Genomic DNA, 24,911 nt, shown 5'->3' on the forward strand with positions numbered 1-24,911 from the left:
AGCCGCGCCGACGCTGGGACCCGTCGCCCCCTCGGGACCACCACGACATACGACGTCACCCGCTCGCGGGAACCCTGACGGGTGTCCGCAGGCGGACAGCCGGACCTGGCCGGTCGGCCAGGCGCCAGAGCCTCGTGCGCAGGCACCGACGGCACGTGTGGGCAGCCCGCCGGTGGCCTGTGCCCCGACCGCGGCAGGTATGTGCGGCGCGCGAGTATTCAGCTGGCCTCCGATCCGCGGCGGCTATGGCGGCGTAGTCGGCTAAACGACCGCTCGGCACCCTGGTGGTAACGCTGGCCCGCCTCGGCGGCCGCGCGGCCCGTCACGGTATGACTGTATTCCAGGAGCGGGYCGGATAGGGTCGATGGTGGCCGACGCAACCGTCGTCTATAGGCGGATCTCAGCGGTTCGCCGGGCTGCCAATTCGTATCGCTCGATAACGATGGCCGTGACCCGGTTGCGCCRCCGCCGGCACCAACCGTGCACGGAACGCCGTATGTAGGCAGCGGCGGCGTGTCGGCCGTCACGGTGCGGAGGGCAGGCCGGTGCCCGGCGGCTTCGCGGCCGGCCGGCATCACCCGAAACGGCCTCGTGAGAAGGCCACCACGGCAGTGTCGACGCCCGGCCCGGCATCCCGGCACCACCCCGAACGCGGCCCGTTCCTTTGTGCTGTGACGTTCGGGTTTACCGGCGTGAGCGCGACCGGACGGATGGCGGATGGCGTGCACGAGGAGGAGGGTCACATGCGGCCGCAGTCCCCCGACGCCGGACCGGCGGACGAACCGACGGAGTCGCTGGAGTCGCTGGAGCCGGTGGAGTCGGCCGGGTGCTCCGTGGCGATCATCGGGCCGGGCCGGGCCGGCACGGCGATGGGCCGGGCGCTCGTGGCTGCCGGATACGAGGTGAGCGCGTTGTACAGCCGGACCGGTGCTGGCCGGGAACGGGCCGCGGCGGTGTTCCCCGCCGCCGAGGTCTGTGTCACCCCCGCCGCGGCCGCGGCCCGAGCAGAAATGATCATTCTGGGTGTGCCGGACGACCGGATCGCCGAGGTGGCCCGGCAGGTCGCTCCCGGCGCTGCCCGCACGCCGGCTCCCCTCGTCGCGCATCTGAGCGGGCGGCACGGGATCCTGCCGCTGCGGGCGGTGACCGCAGTCGGTGCCCGGGCCGCCGCGATCCATCCGATCATGACCCTGACCGGTGCACCGGACGACGCGGCTCGGCTGGTCGGTGCGACGTTCGGCATCACCACCGCGCCCGGGGACGACGCAGCGGCTGCCCGCGCCCGTCGTCTCGTCGAGAGCGTCGGTGGCCGGCCGGCGATCATCCCCGAGGAGCGACGGGCGATCTACCACGCGGCCCTGGTGCTCGGCGGCAACTTCCTTGCCACCCTCGTCACCGCGGCCGGGCAGCTGGTGGCCGCGGCCGGCGTCGACGACCAGGCGGCGGCGCTCGGCCCGCTGCTGCGGATGTCGCTGGAGAACGCGCTCGCCGCCGGCGAACACGCGATGACAGGCCCGGTCCGGCGTGGCGATGTCGGGACCGTCACAGTYCAGTGGGCGGAGCTGGCGCGGCTGGACCCCCATCTCGCCGATGCCTACGCCGCGCTGGCCGTCCTGACGGCCGACCGCCTCGAGGGCGCAGGCCTGCTGACCTCGGATGTCGCCGCCTCCGTGCGCGCCGCCGCGGGGGAGYGGGGCCGCGACCCGGATACACCCGGAGGTGCCGGGCAGGGCGGCGGCGCTCCGGCGTAGGGCAGCCACCGCCGGGAACGAGGAGTGTCAGCTCCTTCGTTGGTGAAGTCGCAACAGGTCAACAGGACGGATGCGCGACAGCCATGCCTCATCGCAGTCTCAACGGGCTGAAGACGGCTCTTCTCCTCGGCGTGCTCTCGGCGGTCATTGTGGCGGTCGGTTCGCTGTTCGGCAGGGGCGGCATCGTGATCGCGGCCGTGCTCGCCCTCGGGATGAACGGCTTCTCCTACTTCTTTTCGGACCGGCTCGCGCTGCGCGCGATGCGCGCATACCCGGTCAGCCAGGTCCAGCAGCCTCGGCTGTACGCCATCGTGCAGGAACTCGCCACCCGGGCGCGCATGCCGATGCCCAGGCTCTATCTCAGCCCCACCTCGTCTCCGAACGCCTTCGCGACCGGCCGGAACCCGCGTAATGCGGCAGTGTGCTGCACCGAGGGAATCCTGGAGATCATGGACGACCGCGAGCTGCGCGGCGTCCTGGGGCACGAACTGAGTCATGTGTACAACCGCGACATCCTGATCGCCTCGGTCGCGGGCGCGCTGGCGGGCATCATCGTCTATTTCGCGAACATGATGCAGGTCTTCGCCTTCTTCGGCGGTGGCCGGGACGAGGAGGGCCCCGGCCTGGTGGAGATGCTCGCCCTGATCGTCGTCGGCCCGATTGCCGCCACCATCATCCAGTTGGCGATCAGCCGCGCCCGTGAGTACCAGGCCGACGAGTCCGGGTCGACGTTGACCGGCGATCCACTCGGGCTGGCCAGTGCTCTGCGCAAGCTGGAGGCTGGAACCGCGGCGCGCCCGCTGCCGGCCGATTCCCGGCTCGGCCCGGCATCCGCGCTGATGATCGCCAACCCGTTCCGCGGTGGTGGCGTCTCCCGGTTCTTCTCGACCCACCCGCCGATCGCCGAACGAGTCGCCCGGCTGGAAGAGCGCGCCCGGATGAACCCCTACCAGTAGRCCCCCGTGTAGGCCCCCTCCAGGGCTGCGGCGAGCCATGGTGCGGACCACGTCGGCGCACGGTTCCGGCGAGTACAAGTCGGGCACAAGGAGTTCACTGCGGTGAAATAAGAAGACCCGCGGAAGGCACGCCGCGGCGCCCGAACGCGAGTACGCTTAATCCTCACGGACCGCGGCGGAGCGTACCCCCCAGGTTCCGCCGCGCGCACCCCGCCCGAAACCCCCCATCGGGCGGGGTGCACCTTTTCCGGGGTAAGTCTCCCAGTCCGGGCATCGGCTTGCTTTCCGTACGAGAATCGGCGACCGTGCAGAATCCTGTGCACCTGCATGTGAATCCTGCCGCTGCCGACGGCCCGCCTTCGTTGTCAAGGACAATGTCATATCGCCGGCATCGGATGTCCTACGTCCTACGTCAGGCATCCGCGCTTCGGGCGGCGGCCGACGGTCGGCGAGTGGCGGATGTCGCGGGTCGGCCTCGTACGCCGGCTGACCGGGGCCGCCGGGCCAGGTCGGGCCGGCAGGACCCCGGCCGGGCAGCCGAGGCGGGCGTCAGCGGTAGTTGACGAACTGCAACGGAACCTCGAAGTCCTCCGCCTTGAGCAGTGCGATGACGCGCTGCAGGTCGTCCCGCTTCTTGCCGGTCACCCGCAACTGGTCACCCTGGATCTGCGCCTGCACACCCTTGGGCCCGTCGGCGCGGATCTTCTTGGCGATCGCCTTGGCCTTCTCGTCCGCGATGCCCTGCTGCACGGTGACGGTCAGCCGGTACTCCTTGCCGGACTGCCGCGGCTCGCCGTACTCGAGGCTCTTGAGTGAGATGCCGCGCTTCACGCACTTCTCCTGCAGGACGTCCAGGACTGCCTTCACCCGCTCCTCGCTGTTGGCCTGCAGCTGGATCGTCTCGCCGCTCAGCTCCGCGGCGGCGCCGGTGTCCCGGAAGTCGAACCGGGTCCGGATCTCCTTCGCGGTCTGGTTGACGGCGTTGTCGATCTCCTGGGTGTCGACCTTGCTCACGATGTCGAAGGACGGATCTGCCACGGGCACGGACCTCCTGGGTCGGGTCGCTCGGTGCGGCCTGGCGCACCGAGACGTGGTTCGGGCATCGGCCGGGATGTTCGGGTGCCCCTCCCGTCGTACTGCTCCGAGCAACCGGTATGCTTGCCGAACACGGCAGGTTGCCCGAGCGGCCAAAGGGAGCGGTCTGTAAAACCGTCGGCTGAGCCTACGATGGTTCGAATCCATCACCTGCCACCACCCCGGTTCGTCCGGGGGACACGCGTCGACGAAGGCCCGGAGGGTTTCTCTCCGGGCCTTCGTCATGTTCGGCGGTCGTATGTCCGTAGGTTCGCGCGGTAAGCGTGCCAGCGGGCCGAACCTGCGGGGCCGGCCGGTCCGGGGAACCAGAGAAGGCCGGCCCGTAGAGTCGGTCGGTGTGGCCGACATCGACACACTGGCCGTCCGGGTCCGGGCGGCATCTCATCTGACCGGCACCTTCGTGTTGCGGTCAGGTCGCACCAGTACGGAGTACTTCGACAAGTACCTCTTCGAGGCCGAGCCCGCCCTGCTCGCCGACATCGTGGCCGCGATGGCCGTACATCTGCCTCCCGGCACGGATCTCCTCGCGGGTCTGGAGCTGGGCGGCGTCCCGCTCGCGACGCTGCTCTCGGCCCGGACCGGCCTACCGGCGCGGTTCGTCCGGAAGAAGGCGAAGGAGTACGGCACCCGGCGGATCGCCGAGGGCGGCGAGGTCGAAGGCCGCCGCATCGTCCTGGTGGAGGACGTCGTGACCAGCGGCGGCGCCGTCCTGGACGCCACCCGCGTACTGCGGGAGGAGGGGGCGGTCGTCGAGGACGTCCTGTGTGTGATCGATCGGCAGGAGGGCGGCCGGGAGCGCCTGGCCGACATCGGCCTGACTCTGCGCCCGGTGCTGACCCGGGCCGACCTCGACGCGGCGGGATAGCCGTGCCCGCGCTCTCCCCGGACGGCGGCCGGCCGGCGGAGTCGGTGCTGTTCGCCTACGGAACGCTGCGCTTCGCCGAGGTCGTCGAGGCGCTGCTCGGGCGGCGTCCGGCCATGACTTCCGGCGCGGTCCGGGGATGGCGGGCCGCGGCACTGCGGGGGCGGAGCTACCCGGGCCTGGTCCCGGCCACCGCGGATGTGCACTGCCAGGGAACCTGCCTGCGCGGTCTCACCCGAGCGGAGCGGGAGCTGCTCGACCTGTTCGAAGGCGAGCCCTACGAGCCGCGGGACGTCCCGCTGGCCGAGGGCGGACGGGCCGTCGCCTACCTGTGGCGGAGTCCGGCCGAGGTGGAGACGTGGGACTGGAACATCGCCGCCTTCGAGGCCGAGCACCTCGCCGGGTTCATCGATCACTGCCTGGAGTGGCGCCGGCAGGTGGACGTGCCGAGGCCGCCGCGGTGACAGGTCCGCGACGGCCTCGGCGGTCAGGTGGACTGCTAGCGGTCAGCGGGCGGTGGGCGCTCGTTGTTCCAGCGACCGGCGCCGGAGTCCGGCCCGGTGCCGCCCGTCCCCCCGGGCGCAGGCCGGTAACCGGACTCGGGGCGTCGCGTTGCCGCGCTCGGGTCGGTCGGCCCCGACGGGAAGCGCCCACCGGAGTCGCCGGCCATACCGGCTCCCCGGTCGTCCCCGGTGCTACCGGTGCTACCGGTGCTACCGGTGTTTCCGGTGTTTCCGACCGCACGGTCGTGGCCGGCCGGCCGGCCACCCGCGGCGCCCGGTCGGTCCGAGGCCGGCTCGAAGAAGTCGTCGCCGGGGCCCCCCGATCGGCCCGCGCCGGAGGCATCGCCGCCGGCGCGCATGCCGCCACCGCCGGGCCCCGTCGTGCTGCCCGCGTAGGCGCCTGTCCGCGACCGCGTCGACGCGCCGCGGGCCACCTCGGGCCGGTCACCTGGGTAGGGCTCGACCGCGCCGCCCGGACGTCCCCGCGTCTGGTAGGTGGCCAGCGCGTAGATCACCAGGATGTCGATCGCGATGATGATGACCGACCACACCGGGAACGCGGCGAGAARGGCCAGCTGGCCGATCGCGTTCAGCGCGGCGATCACGATGCCGACCCAGCGGGCGAGCTCGTTGCCGGCCGCGATGCCGACCGCGATGACCATCTGGATGACGCCGAACGCGATCCACAGCCAGCCCCAGAACGAGGTGCTGGCGTAGATCACCCCGGTGCCGGTCGAGGTGGAGTAGAGGTTGTCGACCACCACGATGTAGTCGCGCAGTGCCGCTATGCCGTAGATGAGGTTGTGGAAACCGACGATGAACATGATGACGGCGGCAAAGAGCAGCCATCCGTCGGTGTTGCGTGCCTGCCGCAGATCTACCATCTGGTCCTCCCGGCTGCGCGGCAACGCTGCTTGTAGCCGAGCGGCCACACACCGCCGCACCCGGGCCAGATACCCCCCGTGAGTCGACGTCACTCCCCTCCCGGTGGGGCCTTCAGAGCGCCGCGGCGGGGAGGAGGGTGACCGCGTTCGTGGCGGCCGTCCACCGCAGCTTGCCGAACTGGAAGGCGCTCTCTCGCCCGCCCGGTACCGAGTACTCGTCCGTCACCGGCAGACCCAGGGCGGACGTCGAGCCGCCGAGCTCCAGGTAACGGCGCAGGATCAGGCCGTGGACCTCGTGCGCACCGGTCGCCGGGTGCCAGTAGATCCAGCCGCCCTGGAACATCGCCTGGTGCGCCCCGGGTGCCGTGGCCCACTCGACGTCGCTCAGCGGGCGCTGCAGGAATCCGTCGCTGCCGCCCAGCTCCAGGTACTTCCTGGCCACCTCCCCGTGGAGCACGCGCGGCCCGGTCGCGACGGACCAGAAGATGAGGCCGTTCGCGAACGGCCGCCAGCGCCCGCCGCCGCCGGCCCGCAGCTCGACACCCGTCGGCGCGCCCAGGGAGTACTGGAGGAGGCCGGCCGAGGYGAAGCGCCGGTCGATCTCGGAGAGCGTGCCGTCCGCGAGTCCGGCGAGCTCGGCCGGCGAACAGCACGCGACGTTCATGTCGACGTTTCCGCTGACGCCGGGCACCGTCCCGGACGAGGTGTACTGCCACATGGCCCACCCGGGCCAGCCGCCGGGCAGCCATCCCGGCGTGGTCTCGTTGTTGTAGATGGCGAACCAGAACGGGTAGTGCGCGAAGTCGCGGGTGTCCGCCATGTGGTCTGTCCAGAAGGACCGGTAGGTGTAGATGATCGGTGCGCGGCCGGTCTGGGACTCGACCTCCTCCAGGAAGGCCCGCGTCCAGGCGGCGAGGGCCACCGGGTCCAGGCCGCCCGTCGTCTCGATGTCGAGGACCGGCGCCAGGTGCCCCGCCATGCGGGTGAGACCGGTCACCGCCAGGAAGTGCCGGGCCTGGTCGACGGCGGTGGAGATCGGGGCCGCCGGGCGGGCGTAGTGGTAGGCGCCCACGGTGAGGCCGGCCTGTCGGGCCGCGGTGCGGTCACCGGTGAAGTACGGGTTGGTGTAGTTGGTGCCCTCCGTCGCCTTCACGATCGCGAAGCTCACCCCGGAGCCCTTGACCGCGTTCCAGTCGATCGGGGCCGATCCGGGATGCTGCCAGGAGGCGACGTCGATGCCCCGCGGCCAGGCGGGGGACGGTTCGGCCAGCAGGATGCGGTCCGGTCCACTGTCAGTCGGAGCCGGTGCCGAAGCTGCCGCACCGGGAGCCGGTGGCGCGGGCGGGGCGGGCGTGACCGGCTGCGTGGACGGGGTGGGCTGCCCGGTCGCAGTCGGCTCGCCGACGGCCTGCGCCGTGCCCGCGGACAGTGCGACCGCGGTGACGGCCGCCGTCGCCACGCCCAGAACGCGCACGGAGAACCGGCCCGTGTTGCGCAGCCGCCAGGTCGCCACCGAGGAGTCGACGGTGGCGCGGGCAGCCCCGCCGGGGGACTGCGGCCGGGCGTGGGCGGTGGCGGGGGCAGGACGTACGAGGCGCGGCGGAGCTGTCCGGGTCTGCTGTCGGCTGTGGAAGGCGGCGTGCAGCGTCGCGAAGGAGGTCCCCGCCGGCAGGGATGCGCCGGCCGGGACGGGTACTCCGGTCAGCGGAGGTAGGGCCCGCGACGCGGCGGGGCGTCCCGCCTGCTGGGCGTGCGGGACGAAGGGTGCCGCGTCCGGGGTTCCGGAGTCTCGGGCGGCATGGTGCGAGAGCGGCATGAGCAAACCTCGATGCTGGGCGGCGCGGCTGCTTCGGTAGCACCCGGTGGGCGCGCGTCTGTGGCCAGGCCACACGCTAGGCACTCATGTGATTACTTACAGCTATCAACGGAGGGCGCGTGTCGGCCCCGCCATCACTGAAGTCCACTGTGGTGCGCCTTTGATACGCCTTCGCCCGGTCCAACCATCACTGCGTGTTGCCCATGAGTCGGAGTGGGCCGTCGCGGTTCGTCACCAGGCGCCGTCGTCGGTCGCGGGAACCGCGGGATCCCTCGGCCGGCCAGGACGGAGGCCGCCGCGCATCCGTCGCCGCCCGCGTGCCGGACTCGGGCGGCGGGCCCCGCGGGCGTTTTGGCCTGGGATACGGCCTRCCCGCCGGGGTCGGTGGGCAGGCGCCCTGGGTCGGTCGCGGCTCGTGGTCGCTCCGTGCCGGCTGCCGCAAAATTTGGTGGGGGGTGCCCGTCACGAGGCCGTCGGCGTCGTGTAACGTGAGTCCCGCGAACACGCCCCTTTAGCTCAGTCGGCAGAGCGTCTCCATGGTAAGGAGAAGGTCTACGGTTCGATTCCGTAAAGGGGCTCGGGCGGTCCGGTGCCGGGTGGGATCGTGATCGGCAGTGGGTGGTACATCCGCTTATACTGTCTCTCGGGTCCTCGCTCGCCAGTGATCCGTCATGGCGGTGTAGCTCAGTCTGGCAGAGCAAGCGGCTCATAATCGCTGTGTCGCCGGTTCAAGTCCGGCCACCGCTACCATCGGGTCGCGGYGCACCGTAGTGACCCCCGCAGGGTCCGGTGAGTCGCGGCCCCTTTGGTCTGTAAGCATTCGAGACAGGAAGAGGCCTCTCGCCGTGGCTGCCACCGACGTTCGTCCCAAGATCACACTGGCGTGCCAGGTGTGCAAGCACCGCAACTACATCACGCGGAAGAACCGGCGGAACGACCCCGACCGTCTCGAACTCCGCAAGTTCTGCCCGAACTGCCGTTCGCACACGGAGCACCGCGAAACCCGCTGACCACGCGGGCACGTGACTGCGCCGGCCGAGCCTCGGGAGCACGCACCCAGGCCCTTCAGCGCCGGGCAGGTCGGGCTTTCCAGTTGTCTGCACCTGACGTTCACCGGGTGGGTCCGGAATCACGCGGACCCACCCGGTTTCGTCATTCCCGCAGTCGGCTGCTCGGGACTTTGTCCGCCGGGCGGGCACCACTCCCGGTAAGGTGCTGAACCGGCCGGGTGTGACGGTGGCCGGTCCGGGTCACCGTCCAGTCGGGCCGGGCCCGACCGGGCCAGGTCGAGATCGGAGCGCGCGGTGCCGCTGAACCAGGACTTCGTCGGTCGTAGCTACACCTCCGACGTCCCGTTCCAGATCGGCCGCGAGCACATCCGCCAGTTCGCCCGCGCGATCGGCGACGACAACCCGCTGTACCACGATGTGGAGGCAGCCAAGGCGGCCGGCCACGCCGACCTGCCCGCGCCGCCGACCTTCCTGGTCACCGCGATCCCCGGGAGCCTGGGCCTGCCCACCGACGACCCGGCGCTGGGCCTGGACTACACGCTCGTGGTGCACGGGGAGCAGCGCTTCACCCTGCACCGGCCGGTCGTGGCCGGCGACGAGCTGGTGGTGCGGTCCACGCTGGCGTCGATCCGCTCCGTCGGCCGCAACGAGCTGCTGGTGACGTCCTACGAGTTCACCTCGACGAGCGGGGAGCTCGTCGCCGAGGGAACGTGCAGCCTGGTGTCCCGCGGCACGGCGCCGCCGCGGTGACCGGGCAGATCGGAGCTGGGAATGCCGCCCGCCATCACCTATGACGACGTCGATGTCGGCACCGTGATCGGTGACCGGACCTTTTCTCTGCGGCGGTCCGATCTGGTGCGCTACGCCGGCGCTTCCGGCGATTTCAATCCGATTCACTGGAACGAGCGTGCGGCGCGGGAGGCCGGGCTGCCCGGCGTTCTCGCTCACGGCATGCTGACAATGGCCACGGCCGGCCGCCTGGTCACCGACTGGGCCGGCGATCCCGGTGCGGTCGTCGAGTACGGCGTGAAGTTTTCCTCACTGGTCGTCGTGCCCGACGACGACGAGGGTGYCGAGATCTCTGTCCAGGGCGTTGTGGAGAAGAAGCTCGATGGCGGGCGGGTGGTGGTGAACCTCACAGTCCGCCACCAGGGTGCCAAGGTACTCATGGCTGCGCGGGCCACCGTCCAGCTCGGCTGACCGCTGCCGCCGCGCTCCGGCGTCCTTGGCGCGGGGCCCCTCCCGGCGGCGCACGAGCTCGCACGACGGGCCGGCACAGAACGGGGACACAGCCACCGAACGGACACGGGCCCCGCGGCAGGTCGCCGCGGGGCCCGGTGTGCGGGTAGGGGGCTGTCGGTCAGGAGGCTTCGGCCAGCAGGGCCGCGAGCCGCCGGACACCCTCGACCAGGTCGTCGTCCCCGAGCGCGTAGGACAACCGGGCGAAACGCGGAGTGCCGAAGGCCTCGCCGGGGACGATCGCGACCCCGGCCTCCTCCAGGATGAGCTGGCACAGATCGGCGGATGTCGCCGGAGTGCGCCCGCGCAGGGTCCGGCCGATCACGCCCTCCAGCGAGGGGTACGCGTAGAACGCCCCGTCGGGCAGCGGGCACTGCACGCCGGGGATCTGGACGAGCAGCCCGTGCATGGTCTGCCGCCGGCGGTCGAACGCCTTGCGCATCTCGTAGACGGCGTCGAGCGGGCCCGCGACGGCGGCGAGTGCCGCTGCCTGGGCGACGTTCGAGACGTTCGAGGTGGCGTGCGACTGCAGGTTGGTGGCCGCCTTGACGACGTCCAGCGGGGCGATCAGCCAGCCGACCCGCCAGCCGGTCATCGCGTACGTCTTGGCCACGCCGTTGACGACGATCCAGCGGTCCGCCAGCTCGGGCGCCTCGACGGGCATCGAGGCGAAGCGGGCGTCGCCGTAGACGAGGTGCTCGTAGATCTCGTCGCTGATGACCCAGACGCCGGCCTCGGCGGCCCACCGGCCGATGGCCCGCACCTCCTCCGGGGTGTGGACGGCGCCGGTCGGGTTGGACGGAGAGCAGAAGAGGAGGACCTTGGTGCGGGGCGTACGGGCTGCTTCCAGCTGCTCGACGGTCACCCGGTAGCCGGATTCCGGGCCGGTCACGACGTCGACGGGGACACCCCCGGCGAGCCGGATCGCCTCGGGGTAGGTCGTCCAGTAGGGCGCCGGCAGGATGACCTCGTCGCCCGGGTCGAGCAGTGTCGCGAACGCCTGGTAGACCGCCTGCTTGCCGCCGTTGGTGATGAGGACCTGGCTCGGCTCGACGACCAGACCGGAATCGCGTCTGGTCTTCTCCGCGACGGCCTCACGCAGCTCGGGCAGGCCCGCGGCGGGGGTGTAGCGGTGCATGCGCGGCTCGCGGCACGCCTTCTCGGCGGCCGCGACGATGTGCTCGGGCGTGGGGAAATCGGGCTCGCCAGCACCGAAGCCGATCACGTCCCTGCCCGCGGCGCGCATCGCCTTGGCGGTCGCGTCGACGGCTAGGGTCGCGGATGGCGCGATGCCCGCGATGCGGTGGGAGATCCTGCTCATGGCCGCCATGCTGCCACGGGAGAGCGTCCACGGGCTGGCCCGTCCGGCCCGTCCTGGGGCGACCTGCGGACGTCCGGGAGTACCGTGCGGCGAGCTCCCCGGCGACGAAGGGGTATGCTCGATCCGCTCGGTCTGTCGGCCCCGCTTACGGCCCATCTCAGCGGAACGATGGTCCCGGGAGGATCGGCGCGCGGAGTATGGCGCGGCGTCCTCGGAGGATYCGTTCGGGAGGTGTTCAGTGGTGGAACTGTCAGGGCTCCGGGTACGTCTAAGGGGCGTGGCTCAATTGGTAGAGCACCGGTCTCCAAAACCGGCGGTTGCAGGTTCGAGTCCTGTCGCCCCTGCGTTGGACCGACGAACGAGTGGGTGGAGCTGAGTGGCGACCGATACGCGTGACGCGGCACCGCGGGCCAACCGGTCCGCGCGGGCCGACCGTCGTCGGTCGCCGTTCTCGATTCTCCGCAGGATTCGTCAGTTCGTCCGCGAGGTCATCGGGGAGCTTCGCAAGGTCGTCTACCCGGGTCGGAGCGAGCTGATCACCTACGTGGTCGTGGTGCTTGTCTTCGTCACGGTCATGACGGCCTTCGTGGCCAGCCTCGACTTCGGCCTGACGAAGGCGGTCATCGCGGTCTTCGGCTGACACCCGGAGCCGCCACGGGCACCGGGGCCGGGCCGACGTCACCGTCGGCGAGGTTCGGCGCCTGGCCCGGTCCGGGTTCGTTCGGTCGCCCGGTGTGGCGATGGTCCGTCCCGGCGGGGCGGGCCGGGTGCCGCGGGCGGTCGTGGCTCACAGCCGTACCGTCGCCCCGGGCCAAGGGCCGCCGATGAGAGAACCACCCACAGTCGCACTGTCCACGAGAGAAGGATCGGCCGCGTGTCCCAGTCTCCCGAGCACGCCTCCTCCGAGCAGGGGGAGGCCCTCGACCGTCTCGACCCCATTGCGGCGTTCGAGCGTGACGAGGTCGCGAGCACGGATGCCGCGGCCGCACCCGACACCGACGACGAGGAGCCGGCGGACGACGCCGGCTCGGCACCCTCCTCGGCCCAGCCCGAGCCGCTCGCGGCAACCGGCCCGGACGCCGACGACGATGCGGACGACCTGCTCCGCGCGTTGGAGGAGGCCCCCGGCGAGTGGTACGTGGTGCACTCCTACGCCGGCTACGAGAACAAGGTCAAGACCAACCTCGAGACCCGGATCTCCAGCCTCAACATGGAGGACTACATCTTCCAGATCGAGGTGCCGACCGAGGAGGTCCCGGTCGTCAAGAACGGCAAGCGTCAGCTTGTCCAGCAGAAGAAGTACCCCGGGTACATCTACGTCCGGATGGATCTCACCGACCAGTCCTGGTCGGCGGTCCGGAACACGCCGGGTGTGACCGGGTTCGTCGGCCTGACGAACCGGCCGTCGCCGCTGCGCCGCGAAGAGGTGGTTTCCATCCTCGCGCCGGCTGCGCCGAAGGAGAAGAAGGTCGAGACGGTCAAGGCCCAGGAGTTCGAGGTCGGGGAGTCCGTCACGGTCATGGACGGCCCGTTCGCCACCCTGCCTGCCACAATCAGCGAGATCAACCTCGACGCGCAGCGCCTGAAGGTGCTCGTCTCCATCTTTGGTCGGGAGACGCCGGTCGAGCTGCAGTTCAACCAGGTCGCGAAGATCTGATCCGCTCCGTAGAACTCCGGTAGGAAGACGAACAGATGCCTCCCAAGAAGAAGAAGATCACTGCGCTGATCAAGCTCCAGATCAACGCCGGCAAGGCAACCCCGGCGCCGCCGGTCGGCCCCGCGCTGGGCCAGCACGGCGTCAACATCATGGAGTTCTGCAAGCAGTACAACGCGGCCACCGAGTCGCAGACCGGCAACGTCGTGCCGGTCGAGATCACGGTGTACGACGACCGCTCGTTCACCTTCGTCACCAAGACCCCGCCCGCCGCGCGGCTGATCCTCAAGGCTGCCGGCGTCGACAAGGGCAGCGGCACGCCGCACCGGGTGAAGGTCGCGAAGCTGACCCCGGCGCAGGTCCGGGAGATCGCGCAGACGAAGCTCCCGGATCTCAACGCCAACACCCTCGAGGCGGCAGAGAAGATCATCGCGGGCACCGCCCGGTCGATGGGTATCACCGTCGGCGAGTGAGGTCCTCCGCGCGGCAGCGCGGAGTGGAGCACGGCACCGCGGCGTCTCGCCGCGGTCAGGCCTGCACAGATGTGGGAGGGCCGGCTGACGGCACGAGGCGGGGTGGACCCGGCTCGGCGGCGGACCGGACCCGCCAACACCACAGGGAGAACTGAGAACTCATGAAGCGCAGCAAGGCATACCGCGCCGCGGCCGAGAAGATCGATCTGACCGCTCTGTACAGCCCGCTGGATGCCGCTCGGCTGGCCCGGGAGACGTCCTCGACGAAGTACGACGCGACCGTCGAGGTCGCGATCCGCCTCGGTGTGGACCCGCGCAAGGCCGACCAGATGGTCCGCGGCACGGTGAACCTGCCGCACGGCACCGGCAAGTCGCCGCGGGTCGCCGTCTTCGCCGCCGGTGAGAAGGCCGCGGAGGCCACCGCCGCCGGCGCCGACGTCGTCGGCAGCGACGACCTCGTCGCGCGGATCCAGGAGGGCTTCCTGGACTTCGACGCCACCGTCGCGACGCCCGACCAGATGGCGAAGGTCGGCCGGATCGCCCGTATCCTCGGCCCGCGCGGTCTCATGCCCAACCCGAAGACCGGCACGGTCACCCTCGACGTGGCCAAGGTCGTCGGCGACATCAAGGGCGGTAAGATCAACTTCCGGGTCGACAAGCAGGGCAACCTGCACATCGTCATCGGCAAGGTCAGCTTCTCGGAGAACCAGCTGATCGAGAACTACACCGTGGCGCTGGACGAGATCGTCCGGGTGAAGCCGTCGGCCGCCAAGGGGCGGTACCTGAAGAAGATCACCTTCGCGACCACGATGGGCCCGGGCATCCCGGTGGACCCGAACCGGACCCGTAACCTCCTGGAGGAGACCCCGGCCTGACCGGGAGGCGGGGTCTGCTCTCGCCCCCGTGACGGGGCGGGGCATGGAATGACGACGCAGGGGCCGTACCGTTCGCGGTACGGCCCCTTGTGCGTTCGTCGGTGCTGGTGCTGGTGCTGGTGCTGATGCTGGTGCGGCCACCGTTGTTCCGCCTGCGGAGCCTGCTAGGATGACCAACAGTTCCACACCGAAGACCGCTGGTCGTTCTCCACCTCTCCAGGATCCCGGCAGCTGCCGGGCCCGAAAGGTTGGAGGCCGAAGGCTCGGGATTCCCGGGCGACCCGCGCAGGTGGCGAACGGGAAGTCGCCATGAAGACCGTCAGGATCGTTGTCTCCCACCAGGGTGGTCGGCAGCCTTCAGGACGCCGTCGGATCTCTGACGCCCCGCGCCTCTGCGCCGGGGCGTTCGTCGTTTCCGAGGCCTGTCGGCATGGCCGGCCGACCCCTGAAGGAGCCCGATGGCGAACTCGGAGAAGACCGCCGCCGTGGCGGAGATCGCCGAGGAGTTCCGTGGTTCGACCGCCGCGGTGCTGACGGAGTACCGCGGCCTCACGGTGAGCCAGCTCACCGAGCTGCGTCGCGCGCTCGGCGAGACCACCCGGTACGCGGTGGTCAAGAACACCCTCACCAAGATCGCTGCAGCGCAGGCCGGTGTGTCCGGCCTCGACGACCTGCTCGTCGGCCCGACGGCCGTCGCCTTCGTCGGCGGCGACCCGGTCGAGGCGGCGAAGGGTCTGCGGGACTTCGCCCGCGCCAACCCGGCCCTGATCGTCAAGGGCGGCGTCGTCGAGGGCAAGGCACTGTCCGCGGAGGAGATCCGCAAGCTCGCAGACCTGGAGTCCCGCGAGGTCCTGCTGGCCAAGCTGGCCGGCGCGATGAACGGCTCCCTGGCGAAGGCTGTCGGCCTGTTCGCGGCCCCGCTGTCGCAGGTCGCCCGGCTCAGCGAGGCGTTGCGCGCGCAGCGGCAGGAGGCGGCTGGCGCGGAGCCGGCTGCCGCCGAGCCGGCCGTCGCCGTCGACGCCTGAGCGATCTCCGCTCGATGCGCCGGATCCGATCGATCCCAGGGATCCGGCGCGGGCGACCTGATCTGCACCGGGTGGCCTGACCCACCTCGGGCCGCCCACCACGGACCACACCTCTGACGAATGCCCGGCCGACCGGGCGCCGGTTCATCTGACCGGCATGACAAGGAAGGAACCGCCACCATGGCGAAGCTTTCGACCACCGAGCTGCTCGACGCGTTCAAGGAGATGACCCTCCTGGAGCTCTCCGAGTTCGTGAAGCAGTTCGAGGACACCTTCGGCGTGACCGCGGCCGCGCCGGTCGCCGTCGCGGCCGCCCCGGCTGCCGGTGGCGCCGGCGGCGAGGCCGCCGCCGTCGAGGAGCAGGACGAGTTCGACGTGATCCTGGAGTCCGTCGGCGACAAGAAGATCCAGGTCATCAAGGAGGTCCGCGCGCTCACGAGCCTGGGCCTCAAGGAGGCCAAGGACCTCGTCGACGGCGCGCCCAAGCCCGTCCTGGAGAAGGTCGCCAAGGAGGCCGCGGAGAAGGCCAAGGCAGCCCTCGAGGGCGCTGGCGCCTCGGTCACCGTCAAGTAGTTCCCCGGGTGCCGATCGTGGCACCCAGGTCCGGCAGGGAGCACCTTCGGGGCGGGCGCCGAGACGCGCGCACCTGGGCTCCCGTGCCGGGCCGCCCGGTCGGGCCCCGGCTGCCCGACCAGAACGCATCGAAGCCCCGCCCCGGCTCTCCGGGGCGGGGCTTCGTCGTTACCGGCAGGCCGCGTCAGAGCCCGGCACGGGGCGCCATGGGTGGTAAGACCTAGGTGACGTCCGCTGGTCGGCCGCGGGGCCCGTGCGGCCGAAGGTGCGGATCATCGGCGCGTGCCGCCGGGCGCTGCGGCCGCCTGTCCGAGCTGCCCGGATCGCCGGACTCATGCACGAATGGCCTTTTCACGCCGCATGTCCGTGATCGGCCGATGTGCCGTCGCGGGGCGGGGCGGCCGGGCTGGCGAGGGAGCCGGGGGCGGGGGATCCTGCCGAGCAGGGGATCGCGCTCGTGACGATGTTGCCTCTGAGACCTTGACGAGCTCCCGGGCAACGGAGTTCCATCATTTCGCGAACCTTCGTAGGGAAGCAGCGCGCGACGTACCGATGCCTCGTCCTTGCCAGCAGTGAAGCCTTCGGCTACACTGCTAGTTTGCGCTGTCTTTCTCGTTGCATCGGGCTCGTCGGTAACACGTTCGACATCGGGATCCGGCCCCTTCGGGTGATCGGGTTCGCGCCGCGGGGCGGTCCGCGGTCCTCTGGCCAACGGCCGAGCACCTGCCGCCTCAGCGGGTTCGGGGTGACGCGAGAGCGGCGTGGTCGTGCCTCGTCAGTGAGCACGGCGGCCCGGCTGTCCGCATCGAGACCCGAACGAGACTTCTCGCCCTTGCACCGACACGTCGATCTGAGATCGCCGCGCCGGCGGCGCGTGGACGTTCCCCGCGCCTGCCGATCAGACCCGCGGCGGCTTCGTCGCGCCCGGATCCGGCCCTGTGTGGTCGGTACGGGCCCCGCGTGGACGCCTGCCCCGCCCCGTTCTGCACGGCTCGACCGCACGGCCGCGTCGGCGTCCGCGAGGGCGAGCGCCGTCCGGCGGATCACCGCAGCGGCGAAGGAGTCCTCACCTCGGGATCCTCGCATTGCCGGGGTACCCCCCGCCGATGTTCCGCATAACCGTAGCGAGACACTGATCACCTGACCACCCCCAAACGGATCCTTGACATCCGCGACGCCAGCCCCACGATCAGGCCACCGGAAGGACCACCTTGGCCGCCTCGCGTTCCGCCCCCCGCATCTCGTTCGCAAAGATCATCGAGCCTCTCGAGGTCCCGGATCTTCTCGCCCTGCAGACGCAGTCCTTTGATTGGCTGATCGGTAACGACGTCTGGGCGGAGCGGGTCCAGGAGGCTATCGACGCCGGTAGGGACGACGTCCCCATCACCTCCGGGCTCGAGGAGGTCTTCGAGGAGATCTCTCCGATCGAGGACTTCTCCGGCTCGATGTCCCTGTCCTTCCGGGATCACAGGTTCGAGCCGCCCAAGTACTCCGTCGAGGAGTGCAAGGACAAGGACATGACCTTCTCGGCGCCGCTGTTCGTCACCGCCGAGTTCACCAACAACACCACCGGTGAGATCAAGAGCCAGACGGTGTTCATGGGCGACTTCCCGCTCATGACCCCGAAGGGCACGTTCGTCATCAACGGCACCGAGCGCGTGGTGGTCAGCCAGCTCGTCCGGTCCCCGGGTGTCTACTTCGAGAAGGCGATCGACAAGGCATCCGACAAGGATCTGTTCTCCTGCAAGGTGATCCCCTCGCGAGGCGCCTGGCTCGAGTTCGAGATCGACAAGCGCGACACCGTCGGTGTGCGCATCGACCGCAAGCGCCGCCAGTCGGTCACCGTGCTGCTCAAGGCGCTGGGCTGGGACGAGGCTCGCATCCTGGAGCGGTTCGGCGACTTCCCGTCGATGCGGGTCACCCTGGAGAAGGACCACACCTCGAGCCAGGACGACGCCCTGCTCGACATCTACCGCAAGCTCCGCCCGGGCGAGCCGCCGACGCGGGAGTCGGCGCAGACCCTGCTGGAGAACCTCTTCTTCAACCCGAAGCGTTACGACCTGGCCAAGGTCGGCCGCTACAAGGTGAACAAGAAGCTGACTCTCGAGGTCGCGCACGACGTCGGCGTCCTCACCGAGGACGACGTGGTCCGGACGATCGAGTACATCGTCAAGCTGCACGCCGGCCAGGACCAGGACAACTACGAGGTCGACGACATCGACCACTTCGGCAACCGGCGGCTGCGCACCGTCGGCGAGCTCATCCAGAACCAGGTCCGGCTCGGCCTGGCCCGGATGGAGCGCGTCGTCCGTGAGCGCATGACCACGCAGGACGTCGAGGCGATCACGCCGCAGACCCTGATCAACATCCGGCCGGTCGTCGCCTCCATCAAGGAGTTCTTCGGCACCAGCCAGCTCTCCCAGTTCATGGACCAGACCAACCCGCTGGCCGGCCTGACCCACAAGCGCCGCCTGTCGGCGCTGGGCCCCGGCGGTCTGTCCCGGGAGCGGGCCGGCTTCGAGGTCCGCGACGTGCACCCCAGCCACTACGGCCGGATGTGCCCGATCGAGACGCCGGAAGGCCCGAACATCGGCCTGATCGGCTCGCTGTCGACGTTCGCGCGGGTCAACCCGTTCGGCTTCGTCGAGACCCCGTACCGCAAGGTGGAGAACGGCCGGGTCACCGGCCAGATCGACTACCTGACCGCGGACGAGGAGGACCGGCACGTCAAGGCGCAGGCGAACACCCCGCTGAACGCGGACGGCACGTTCGCCGAGGACCGCGTCCTGGTCCGCCGCAAGGGCGGTGAGGTCGAGTTCATCCCGCCGGACGAGGTCGACTACATGGACGTCTCGCCGCGGCAGATGGTGTCCGTCGCGACGGCCATGATCCCGTTCCTCGAGCACGACGACGCCAACCGGGCCCTGATGGGTTCGAACATGCAGCGTCAGTCGGTTCCGCTGCTCCGCTCCGAGGCTCCGCTGGTCGGCACCGGCATGGAGGCCCGGGCGGCCAAGGACGCCGGCGACGTCGTCGTCTGCGCCCAGGCCGGCGTGGTCGAGGACCTGTCGGCCGACTACATCACCGTCATGCACGACGACGGCACACGGCGCACCTACCGGCTGGCGAAGTTCCGCCGGTCGAACCAGGGCACCTGCATCAACCAGAAGCCGATCGTGTTCGAGGGGGACCGGGTCGAGGCCGGCCAGGTCATCGCGGACGGCCCGTGCACCGACAACGGCGAGATGGCGCTGGGCAAGAACCTGCTCGTCGCCTTCATGCCGTGGGAGGGGCACAACTACGAGGACGCGATCATCCTCTCCCAGCGGCTGGTCCAGGACGACGTCCTCTCCTCGATCCACATCGAGGAGCACGAGGTCGACGCCCGGGACACCAAGCTGGGCCCGGAGGAGATCACCCGGGACATCCCGAACGTCGCCGAGGAGGTCCTGGCCGACCTCGACGAGCGCGGCATCATCCGGATCGGCGCCGAGGTGTCGCCCGGTGACGTGCTGGTCGGCAAGGTCACCCCGAAGGGTGAGACCGAGCTGACCCCGGAGGAGCGCCTGCTCCGCGCGATCTTCGGTGAGAAGGCCCGAGAGGTCCGCGACACCTCGCTGAAGGTGCCGCACGGCGAKTCCGGCAAGGTCATCGGTGTCCGTGTGTTCTCCCGCGAGGACGGCGACGAGCTGCCCCCGGGCGTGAACGAGCTGGTCCGCGTCTACGTGGCCCAGAAGCGGAAGATCACCGACGGTGACAAGCTCGCCGGCCGGCACGGCAACAAGGGCGTCATCGCCAAGATCCTGCCGGTGGAGGACATGCCCTTCCTCCCCGACGGCACCGCGGTGGACGTCGTCCTGAACCCGCACGGCGTGCCGCGCCGGATGAACATCGGCCAGATCCTGGAGACCCACCTCGGGTGGGTCGCCAAGACCGGCTGGCAGGTCGACTCGGGCACGGAGGGCTGGAAGGAGCGCCTGCGCGGTATCGGCGCCGACGCCGCCCCCCCCGGGACGAACGTGGCGACGCCGGTGTTCGACGGCGCCCGCGAGGAGGAGATCACCGGTCTGCTGGACGCCACCCTGCCGAACCGGGACGGCCAGCAGATGATCGGTTCCTCCGGCAAGGCCGAGCTGTACGACGGCCGGACCGGCGAGCCGTACCCGTACCCGGTGGCGGTCGGTTACATCTACATCCTCAAGCTCCTGCACCTGGTCGACGACAAGATCCACGCCCGGTCGACCGGCCCCTACTCGATGATCACGCAGCAGCCGCTCGGTGGTAAGGCGCAGTTCGGTGGCCAGCGGTTCGGTGAGATGGAGGTGTGGGCGCTGGAGGCGTACGGCGCCGCCTACGCCCTGCAGGAACTGCTGACGATCAAGTCCGACGACGTCGTGGGCCGTGTGAAGGTCTACGAAGCCATCGTCAAGGGCGAGAACATCCCGGAACCCGGTATCCCGGAGTCGTTCAAGGTCCTCATCAAGGAGATGCAGTCGCTGTGCCTCAACGTCGAGGTGTTGTCCAGCGACGGCGTCTCGATCGAGATGCGGGACACCGACGAGGACGTCTTCCGCGCGGCGGAGGAGCTCGGTATCGATCTGTCGCGGCGTGAGCCGAGCAGCGTCGAAGAGGTCTGACGTGACGGGGGGCCCGCCCGGTAGCGGCGGGCCGGGCGGCACATGCCCGCCAGGCCCACGCCCACCAGGCACCCGCACCGACCGGCCACGGCCGGTTCCGGCGGGCCCCCGCCCCCGTCCACTCGTGCCACCCGGCCCGGCGCCCACCGGCGCCGACCGGGGGCCCCGGCAGCGTCCCGACTGAGAAAGAGAGAGCAGGCGACAGTCTTGCTGGACGTCAACTTCTTCGACGAGCTGCGCATCGGCCTGGCCACCGCGGACGACATCCGCCAGTGGTCGTTCGGTGAGGTCAAGAAGCCGGAGACGATCAACTACCGCACCCTCAAGCCGGAGAAGGACGGACTCTTCTGCGAGAAGATCTTCGGTCCCACCCGGGACTGGGAGTGCTACTGCGGGAAGTACAAGCGGGTCCGGTTCAAGGGCATCATCTGTGAGCGCTGTGGCGTCGAGGTCACGCGCGCCAAGGTGCGCCGCGAGCGGATGGGCCACATCGAGCTCGCCGCTCCCGTCACCCACATCTGGTACTTCAAGGGTGTGCCGAGCCGACTCGGCTACCTGCTCGACCTCGCGCCGAAGGACCTCGAGAAGGTCATCTACTTCGCCGCGTACATGATCACCAAGGTCGACATCGACTCCCGGCACCGCGATCTGCCGACGCTCGAGGCCCGGATCGGGGTCGAGAAGCAGCAGCTCGAGGACAAGAAGAACGCCGATGTCGAGACCCGCCAGCGCAAGCTGGAGGAGGACCTCGCGCAGCTCGAGGCCGAAGGGGCCAAGGGCGACGCCCGCCGCAAGGTGCGTGAGTCGGCGGAGCGCGAGATGCGCCAGATCCGCGACCGCTCCCAGCGCAAGATCGACGACCTCGAGCGGGTCTTCGATCGCTTCAAGGGCATGAAGGTCCAGGACCTGGAGCCCGACGAGCTGCTCTTCCGCGAGCTGCGCGACCGGTTCGGCCAGTACTTCGAGGGCGGCATGGGAGCCGAGGCGCTGCAGCGCCGGCTCGCCGACTTCGACCTGGCCGCCGAGGCGGAGTCGCTGCGGGAGACCATCCGCAGTGGCAAGGGGCAGAAGAAGGCCCGTGCGCTCAAGCGGCTCAAGGTCGTCTCGGCGTTCCTGAACACCCGCAACTCCCCGATGGGGATGGTGCTCGACTGCGTCCCGGTCATCCCGCCGGACCTGCGCCCGATGGTGCAGCTCGACGGTGGCCGCTTCGCGACGTCCGACCTGAACGACCTGTACCGCCGGGTGATCAACCGGAACAACCGGTTGAAGCGGCTGCTCGACCTCGGTGCGCCCGAGATCATCGTCAACAACGAGAAGCGGATGCTGCAGGAGGCCGTCGACGCGCTGTTCGACAACGGCCGCCGCGGCCGGCCCGTCACCGGGCCCGGCAACCGCCCGCTCAAGTCGCTGTCCGACATGCTCAAGGGCAAGCAGGGCCGGTTCCGCCAGAACCTGCTCGGCAAGCGTGTCGACTACTCCGGCCGTTCGGTCATCGTCGTCGGCCCGCAGCTCAAGCTGCACCAGTGCGGGCTGCCGAAGCAGATGGCGCTGGAGCTGTTCAAGCCGTTCGTGATGAAGCGGCTGGTCGACCTCAACCACGCGCAGAACATCAAGTCGGCCAAGCGCATGGTCGAGCGGGCCCGCCCCGTCGTGTGGGACGTGCTCGAAGAGGTCATCACCGAGCATCCCGTGCTGCTCAACCGGGCGCCGACCCTGCACCGTCTCGGCATCCAGGCGTTCGAGCCGCAGCTGGTCGAGGGCAAGGCCATCCAGATCCACCCGCTGGTCTGTACCGCCTTCAACGCCGACTTCGACGGTGACCAGATGGCCGTGCACCTGCCGCTGTCCGCGGAGGCGCAGGCCGAGGCCCGGATCCTGATGCTGTCGAGCAACAACATCCTCTCGCCGGCGTCGGGGCGTCCGCTGGCGATGCCGAGCCTCGACATGGTGACCGGGGTGTTCCACCTGTCCCGGATCACCAATGACGAACTCGGCCAGGGCCGCTACTTCTCCAGCGTGGCCGAGGCGCAGATGGCCTTCRACGCGCGTGAGATCGGGCTGCAGGCCCGGATCCAGGTCCGGCTGCGGGAGAGCACGCCGCCGACCGAGTGGACGCCGCCCGCCGACTGGCTGCCGGGGGACCCGTTCACCCTGGAGACCACGTTCGGGCGCTGCCTGCTCAACGAGGCGCTGCCGGAGGGCTACCCCTTCATCAACGCCCAGCTGAACAAGAAGGCCCAGGCGGCGATCGTCAACGACCTCGCCGAGCGGTACCCGAAGATCCAGGTCGCCGCGACGCTGGACGCCCTCAAGAGCGCCGGTTTCTACTGGGCCACCCGGTCCGGTGTGACGGTCGCGATCGAGGACGTCGTGGCACCGCCGAACAAGGCCCAGATCCTCGACGAGTACGAGCAGCGGGCCGAGCGGGTCGAGAAGCAGTTCGGCCGCGGTTTCCTCTCCGACGAGGAACGCCGCAGCGAACTGGTGCAGATCTGGACCGAGGCGACGAACAAGATCGCCGAGGCCATGGAGGCGAACTTCCCGGAGACCAACCCGGTCTACACGCTGGTCAACTCCGGGGCCGCCGGAAACATGATGCAGATCCGGCAGCTCGCCGGTATGCGTGGACTGGTCTCCAACCCCAAGGGTGAGATCATCCCGCGGCCGATCAAGGCGAACTTCCGTGAGGGCCTCACCGTCGTCGAGTACTTCATCTCCACGCACGGTGCTCGTAAGGGTCTCGCCGACACCGCCCTGCGGACCGCCGACTCGGGTTACCTGACCCGTCGTCTGGTGGACGTCAGCCAGGACGTCATCGTCCGCGAGGAGGACTGCGGAACCGAGCGCGGCATCCTCACCCGGATCGCCCGCAAGGGACCGGACGGGGTGCTGGTGCGGGACCGCTACGCGGAGACCTCCGCGTACGCCCGCTCGCTCGCCTCCGACGCCGTCGACGCCCAGGGCGAGGTCGTCGTCCCGGGCGGCGCCGACGCCGGCGACGTGGTCATCGGCCAGATCATCGAGGCCGGGATCGAGTCGGTGCGGGTCCGCTCCGCACTCACCTGCGAGTCGCGGATGGGTGTCTGCGCGCAGTGCTACGGCCGTTCGCTGGCCACCGGCAAGCTGGTGGACGTCGGCGAGGCCGTCGGCATCGTCGCCGCGCAGTCGATCGGTGAGCCGGGTACGCAGCTGACGATGCGTACCTTCCACAGCGGTGGCGTCGCCGGTGACGACATCACCCAGGGTCTGCCCCGTGTCGTCGAGCTGTTCGAGGCCCGTAGCCCCAAGGGCAAGGCCCCGATCAGCGAGGTCGTCGGCCGCGTCAAGATCGAGGAGACGGAGAAGACCTTCAAGGTCGTCATCGTCCCCGACGACGGCAGCGAGGAGATCGCCTACCCGGTCTCCCGCCGCTCCCGGCTGCGGGTCCGCGAGGGCGAGCGGGTCGACGTCGGCGCCCAGCTGATCGACGGCGCGGTCGACCCGCACGAGGTGCTGCGCATCCTCGGCCCGCGCCAGGTGCAGCTGCACCTGGTCGACCAGGTGCAGGAGGTGTACCGGTCGCAGGGTGTGTCGATCCACGACAAGCACATCGAGATCATCATCCGCCAGATGCTCAAGCGGGTGAACGTGCTGGAGTCGGGGGAGACCGCGCTGCTGCCCGGCGAGCTCGTCGAGCGCGCCCGGTTCGAGGCTGAGAACCGCCGCGTGGTGGAGACCGGCGGCCAGCCGGCCTCGGCCCGCCCGGTGCTCATGGGCATCACCAAGGCCTCGTTGGCCACCGAGTCGTGGCTGTCGGCGGCGTCCTTCCAGGAGACGACCAGGGTGCTCACCGACGCGGCGATCAACGCCCGCTCGGACTCGCTGGTCGGCCTCAAGGAGAACGTCATCATCGGCAAGCTCATCCCGGCCGGTACCGGCATCTCCCGGTACCGCAACATCCGGGTGGAGCCGACCGACGAGGCACGGGCGGCGATGTACTCGGTCAGTGGCTACGAGGACGGCGGCTCGGTCGAGTACGGCGCGTTCGGTACCGGCTCCGGCCAGGCCGTTCCGCTGGACGAGTTCGACTACCGCAGCTCGGGCGACTACCGCTGACCCAGCCGCGCCGGGTGGGTCGACCGACCCACCCGGCGCGACAGTCCTGGTTCGTCTGATCTCGCCACGGCCCGGTGTGTCCGCCGCATGCGGACACACCGGGCCGTTCGCGTTGCCGGGAAGGGAGAGTGATCGGCCG

Annotated in this window: 19 protein-coding genes and 4 tRNA genes; 19 read left to right on the top strand and 4 right to left on the bottom strand. The window is 70.1% G+C overall.

All coding sequences use genetic code 11. The features are described 5' to 3' along the window. The first annotated feature begins 743 nt into the window (after nucleotides 1–743). Together CC117_RS12310 and htpX are read left to right on the top strand one after the other, a co-directional pair. Nucleotides 744–1,751 (top strand): Rossmann-like and DUF2520 domain-containing protein, encoded by a 1,008-nt coding sequence (locus CC117_RS12310; protein ID WP_241830047.1) that lies wholly within the window; start codon nucleotides 744–746, stop codon nucleotides 1,749–1,751. Nucleotides 1,752–1,834: 83 nt separating this feature from the next. Beyond that, nucleotides 1,835–2,707 carry a zinc metalloprotease HtpX gene (htpX, locus tag CC117_RS12315; protein WP_071083850.1) on the top strand — a complete coding sequence of 291 codons (873 nt, stop codon included), beginning with the start codon at nucleotides 1,835–1,837 and terminating at the stop codon, nucleotides 2,705–2,707. Nucleotides 2,708–3,256: 549 nt separating this feature from the next. Here the strand turns inward: htpX and CC117_RS12320 are convergent. Then, nucleotides 3,257–3,745 (bottom strand): YajQ family cyclic di-GMP-binding protein, encoded by a 489-nt coding sequence (locus CC117_RS12320; RefSeq protein ID WP_071083851.1) that lies wholly within the window; start codon nucleotides 3,743–3,745, stop codon nucleotides 3,257–3,259. Between the two features lie 131 nt (nucleotides 3,746–3,876). Between CC117_RS12320 and CC117_RS12325 the strand changes: the two genes are divergently transcribed. The 3 genes from CC117_RS12325 to CC117_RS12335 all read left to right on the top strand — a co-directional run bounded on the left by CC117_RS12325 (nucleotide 3,877) and on the right by CC117_RS12335 (nucleotide 5,128). Continuing rightward, nucleotides 3,877–3,961 (top strand) — tRNA-Tyr (locus tag CC117_RS12325). A gap of 178 nt (nucleotides 3,962–4,139) precedes the next feature. Next, nucleotides 4,140–4,667: an orotate phosphoribosyltransferase gene (gene pyrE, locus CC117_RS12330; RefSeq protein ID WP_071083852.1), complete on the top strand. Its 528-nt coding sequence runs from the start codon at nucleotides 4,140–4,142 to the stop codon at nucleotides 4,665–4,667. 2 nt (nucleotides 4,668–4,669) lie between these two features. Beyond that, nucleotides 4,670–5,128: a gamma-glutamylcyclotransferase family protein gene (locus tag CC117_RS12335; RefSeq protein ID WP_071083853.1), complete on the top strand. Its 459-nt coding sequence runs from the start codon at nucleotides 4,670–4,672 to the stop codon at nucleotides 5,126–5,128. A gap of 35 nt (nucleotides 5,129–5,163) precedes the next feature. Here the strand turns inward: CC117_RS12335 and CC117_RS12340 are convergent, their stop codons facing one another. Together CC117_RS12340 and CC117_RS12345 are read right to left on the bottom strand one after the other, a co-directional pair. Next, nucleotides 5,164–6,051 (bottom strand): DUF7144 family membrane protein, encoded by an 888-nt coding sequence (locus CC117_RS12340; RefSeq protein WP_071083854.1) that lies wholly within the window; start codon nucleotides 6,049–6,051, stop codon nucleotides 5,164–5,166. Between the two features lie 112 nt (nucleotides 6,052–6,163). Continuing rightward, a complete protein-coding gene (locus CC117_RS12345) occupies nucleotides 6,164–7,867 on the bottom strand; it encodes a GH25 family lysozyme (protein ID WP_321572603.1) in 1,704 nt (567 codons plus the stop codon). A 505-nt stretch (nucleotides 7,868–8,372) separates the two neighbouring features. Between CC117_RS12345 and CC117_RS12350 the strand changes: the two genes are divergently transcribed. The 5 genes from CC117_RS12350 to CC117_RS12370 all read left to right on the top strand — a co-directional run bounded on the left by CC117_RS12350 (nucleotide 8,373) and on the right by CC117_RS12370 (nucleotide 10,077). Continuing rightward, nucleotides 8,373–8,445, top strand: a tRNA-Thr gene (locus CC117_RS12350). Between the two features lie 95 nt (nucleotides 8,446–8,540). Continuing rightward, a tRNA-Met gene (locus tag CC117_RS12355) sits at nucleotides 8,541–8,617 on the top strand. A 95-nt stretch (nucleotides 8,618–8,712) separates the two neighbouring features. Then, nucleotides 8,713–8,877, top strand: a complete 165-nt coding sequence (rpmG, locus tag CC117_RS12360) for a 50S ribosomal protein L33 (protein ID WP_018638491.1) — start codon at nucleotides 8,713–8,715, stop codon at nucleotides 8,875–8,877. 294 nt (nucleotides 8,878–9,171) lie between these two features. Next, on the top strand, nucleotides 9,172–9,627 hold the full coding sequence (locus CC117_RS12365; RefSeq protein WP_071083855.1) for a MaoC family dehydratase N-terminal domain-containing protein: 456 nt from the start codon (nucleotides 9,172–9,174) through the stop codon (nucleotides 9,625–9,627). Nucleotides 9,628–9,648: 21 nt separating this feature from the next. Further along, nucleotides 9,649–10,077, top strand: coding sequence for a MaoC/PaaZ C-terminal domain-containing protein (locus CC117_RS12370; protein WP_071083856.1), 429 nt, complete (start codon nucleotides 9,649–9,651; stop codon nucleotides 10,075–10,077). 160 nt (nucleotides 10,078–10,237) lie between these two features. On the opposite strand, the gene CC117_RS12375 is transcribed toward CC117_RS12370, so the two are convergent. Then, nucleotides 10,238–11,446 carry a pyridoxal phosphate-dependent aminotransferase gene (locus tag CC117_RS12375; RefSeq protein WP_071083857.1) on the bottom strand — a complete coding sequence of 403 codons (1,209 nt, stop codon included), beginning with the start codon at nucleotides 11,444–11,446 and terminating at the stop codon, nucleotides 10,238–10,240. Nucleotides 11,447–11,708: 262 nt separating this feature from the next. Between CC117_RS12375 and CC117_RS12380 the strand changes: the two genes are divergently transcribed. The 9 genes from CC117_RS12380 to CC117_RS12420 all read left to right on the top strand — a co-directional run bounded on the left by CC117_RS12380 (nucleotide 11,709) and on the right by CC117_RS12420 (nucleotide 24,772). Further along, a tRNA-Trp gene (locus tag CC117_RS12380) sits at nucleotides 11,709–11,781 on the top strand. 32 nt (nucleotides 11,782–11,813) lie between these two features. Beyond that, nucleotides 11,814–12,077 carry a preprotein translocase subunit SecE gene (gene secE, locus CC117_RS12385; protein WP_018638487.1) on the top strand — a complete coding sequence of 88 codons (264 nt, stop codon included), beginning with the start codon at nucleotides 11,814–11,816 and terminating at the stop codon, nucleotides 12,075–12,077. 234 nt (nucleotides 12,078–12,311) lie between these two features. Beyond that, nucleotides 12,312–13,094: a transcription termination/antitermination protein NusG gene (nusG, locus tag CC117_RS12390; RefSeq protein WP_071083858.1), complete on the top strand. Its 783-nt coding sequence runs from the start codon at nucleotides 12,312–12,314 to the stop codon at nucleotides 13,092–13,094. A gap of 35 nt (nucleotides 13,095–13,129) precedes the next feature. Continuing rightward, a complete protein-coding gene (gene rplK / locus CC117_RS12395) occupies nucleotides 13,130–13,564 on the top strand; it encodes a 50S ribosomal protein L11 (protein ID WP_071083859.1) in 435 nt (144 codons plus the stop codon). A gap of 161 nt (nucleotides 13,565–13,725) precedes the next feature. After that, nucleotides 13,726–14,439 carry a 50S ribosomal protein L1 gene (gene rplA, locus CC117_RS12400; protein WP_071083860.1) on the top strand — a complete coding sequence of 238 codons (714 nt, stop codon included), beginning with the start codon at nucleotides 13,726–13,728 and terminating at the stop codon, nucleotides 14,437–14,439. A 458-nt stretch (nucleotides 14,440–14,897) separates the two neighbouring features. Next, the gene (gene rplJ, locus CC117_RS12405; protein ID WP_071083861.1) at nucleotides 14,898–15,464 is read left to right on the top strand and encodes a 50S ribosomal protein L10; all 567 of its coding nucleotides are present in this window, start codon (nucleotides 14,898–14,900) and stop codon (nucleotides 15,462–15,464) included. 180 nt (nucleotides 15,465–15,644) lie between these two features. Further along, nucleotides 15,645–16,037 (top strand): 50S ribosomal protein L7/L12, encoded by a 393-nt coding sequence (gene rplL, locus CC117_RS12410; protein ID WP_071083862.1) that lies wholly within the window; start codon nucleotides 15,645–15,647, stop codon nucleotides 16,035–16,037. 1,211 nt (nucleotides 16,038–17,248) lie between these two features. Continuing rightward, nucleotides 17,249–20,674, top strand: a complete 3,426-nt coding sequence (gene rpoB, locus CC117_RS12415; protein WP_071083863.1) for a DNA-directed RNA polymerase subunit beta — start codon at nucleotides 17,249–17,251, stop codon at nucleotides 20,672–20,674. Between the two features lie 207 nt (nucleotides 20,675–20,881). Then, entirely contained in the window at nucleotides 20,882–24,772 is a 3,891-nt protein-coding gene (locus CC117_RS12420; RefSeq protein ID WP_071083864.1) for a DNA-directed RNA polymerase subunit beta', read from the top strand. The last annotated feature ends 139 nt before the right edge of the window (nucleotides 24,773–24,911 follow it).

The sequence above is a fragment of the Parafrankia colletiae genome, assembly GCF_001854655.1.
GTDB lineage: Bacteria > Actinomycetota > Actinomycetes > Frankiales > Frankiaceae > Parafrankia > Parafrankia colletiae.

Excerpts from the sequence above, each read along its gene's own strand:
- htpX (WP_071083850.1), top strand. The coding sequence starts at position 1,835 with ATGCCTCATCGCAGTCTCAACGGGCTGAAGACGGCTCTTCTCCTCGGC.
- rplK (WP_071083859.1), top strand. The coding sequence starts at position 13,130 with ATGCCTCCCAAGAAGAAGAAGATCACTGCGCTGATCAAGCTCCAGATC.
- rplA (WP_071083860.1), top strand. The coding sequence starts at position 13,726 with ATGAAGCGCAGCAAGGCATACCGCGCCGCGGCCGAGAAGATCGATCTG.
- CC117_RS12375 (WP_071083857.1), bottom strand. The coding sequence starts at position 11,446 with ATGGCGGCCATGAGCAGGATCTCCCACCGCATCGCGGGCATCGCGCCA.
- rplL (WP_071083862.1), top strand. The coding sequence starts at position 15,645 with ATGGCGAAGCTTTCGACCACCGAGCTGCTCGACGCGTTCAAGGAGATG.
- rplJ (WP_071083861.1), top strand. The coding sequence starts at position 14,898 with ATGGCGAACTCGGAGAAGACCGCCGCCGTGGCGGAGATCGCCGAGGAG.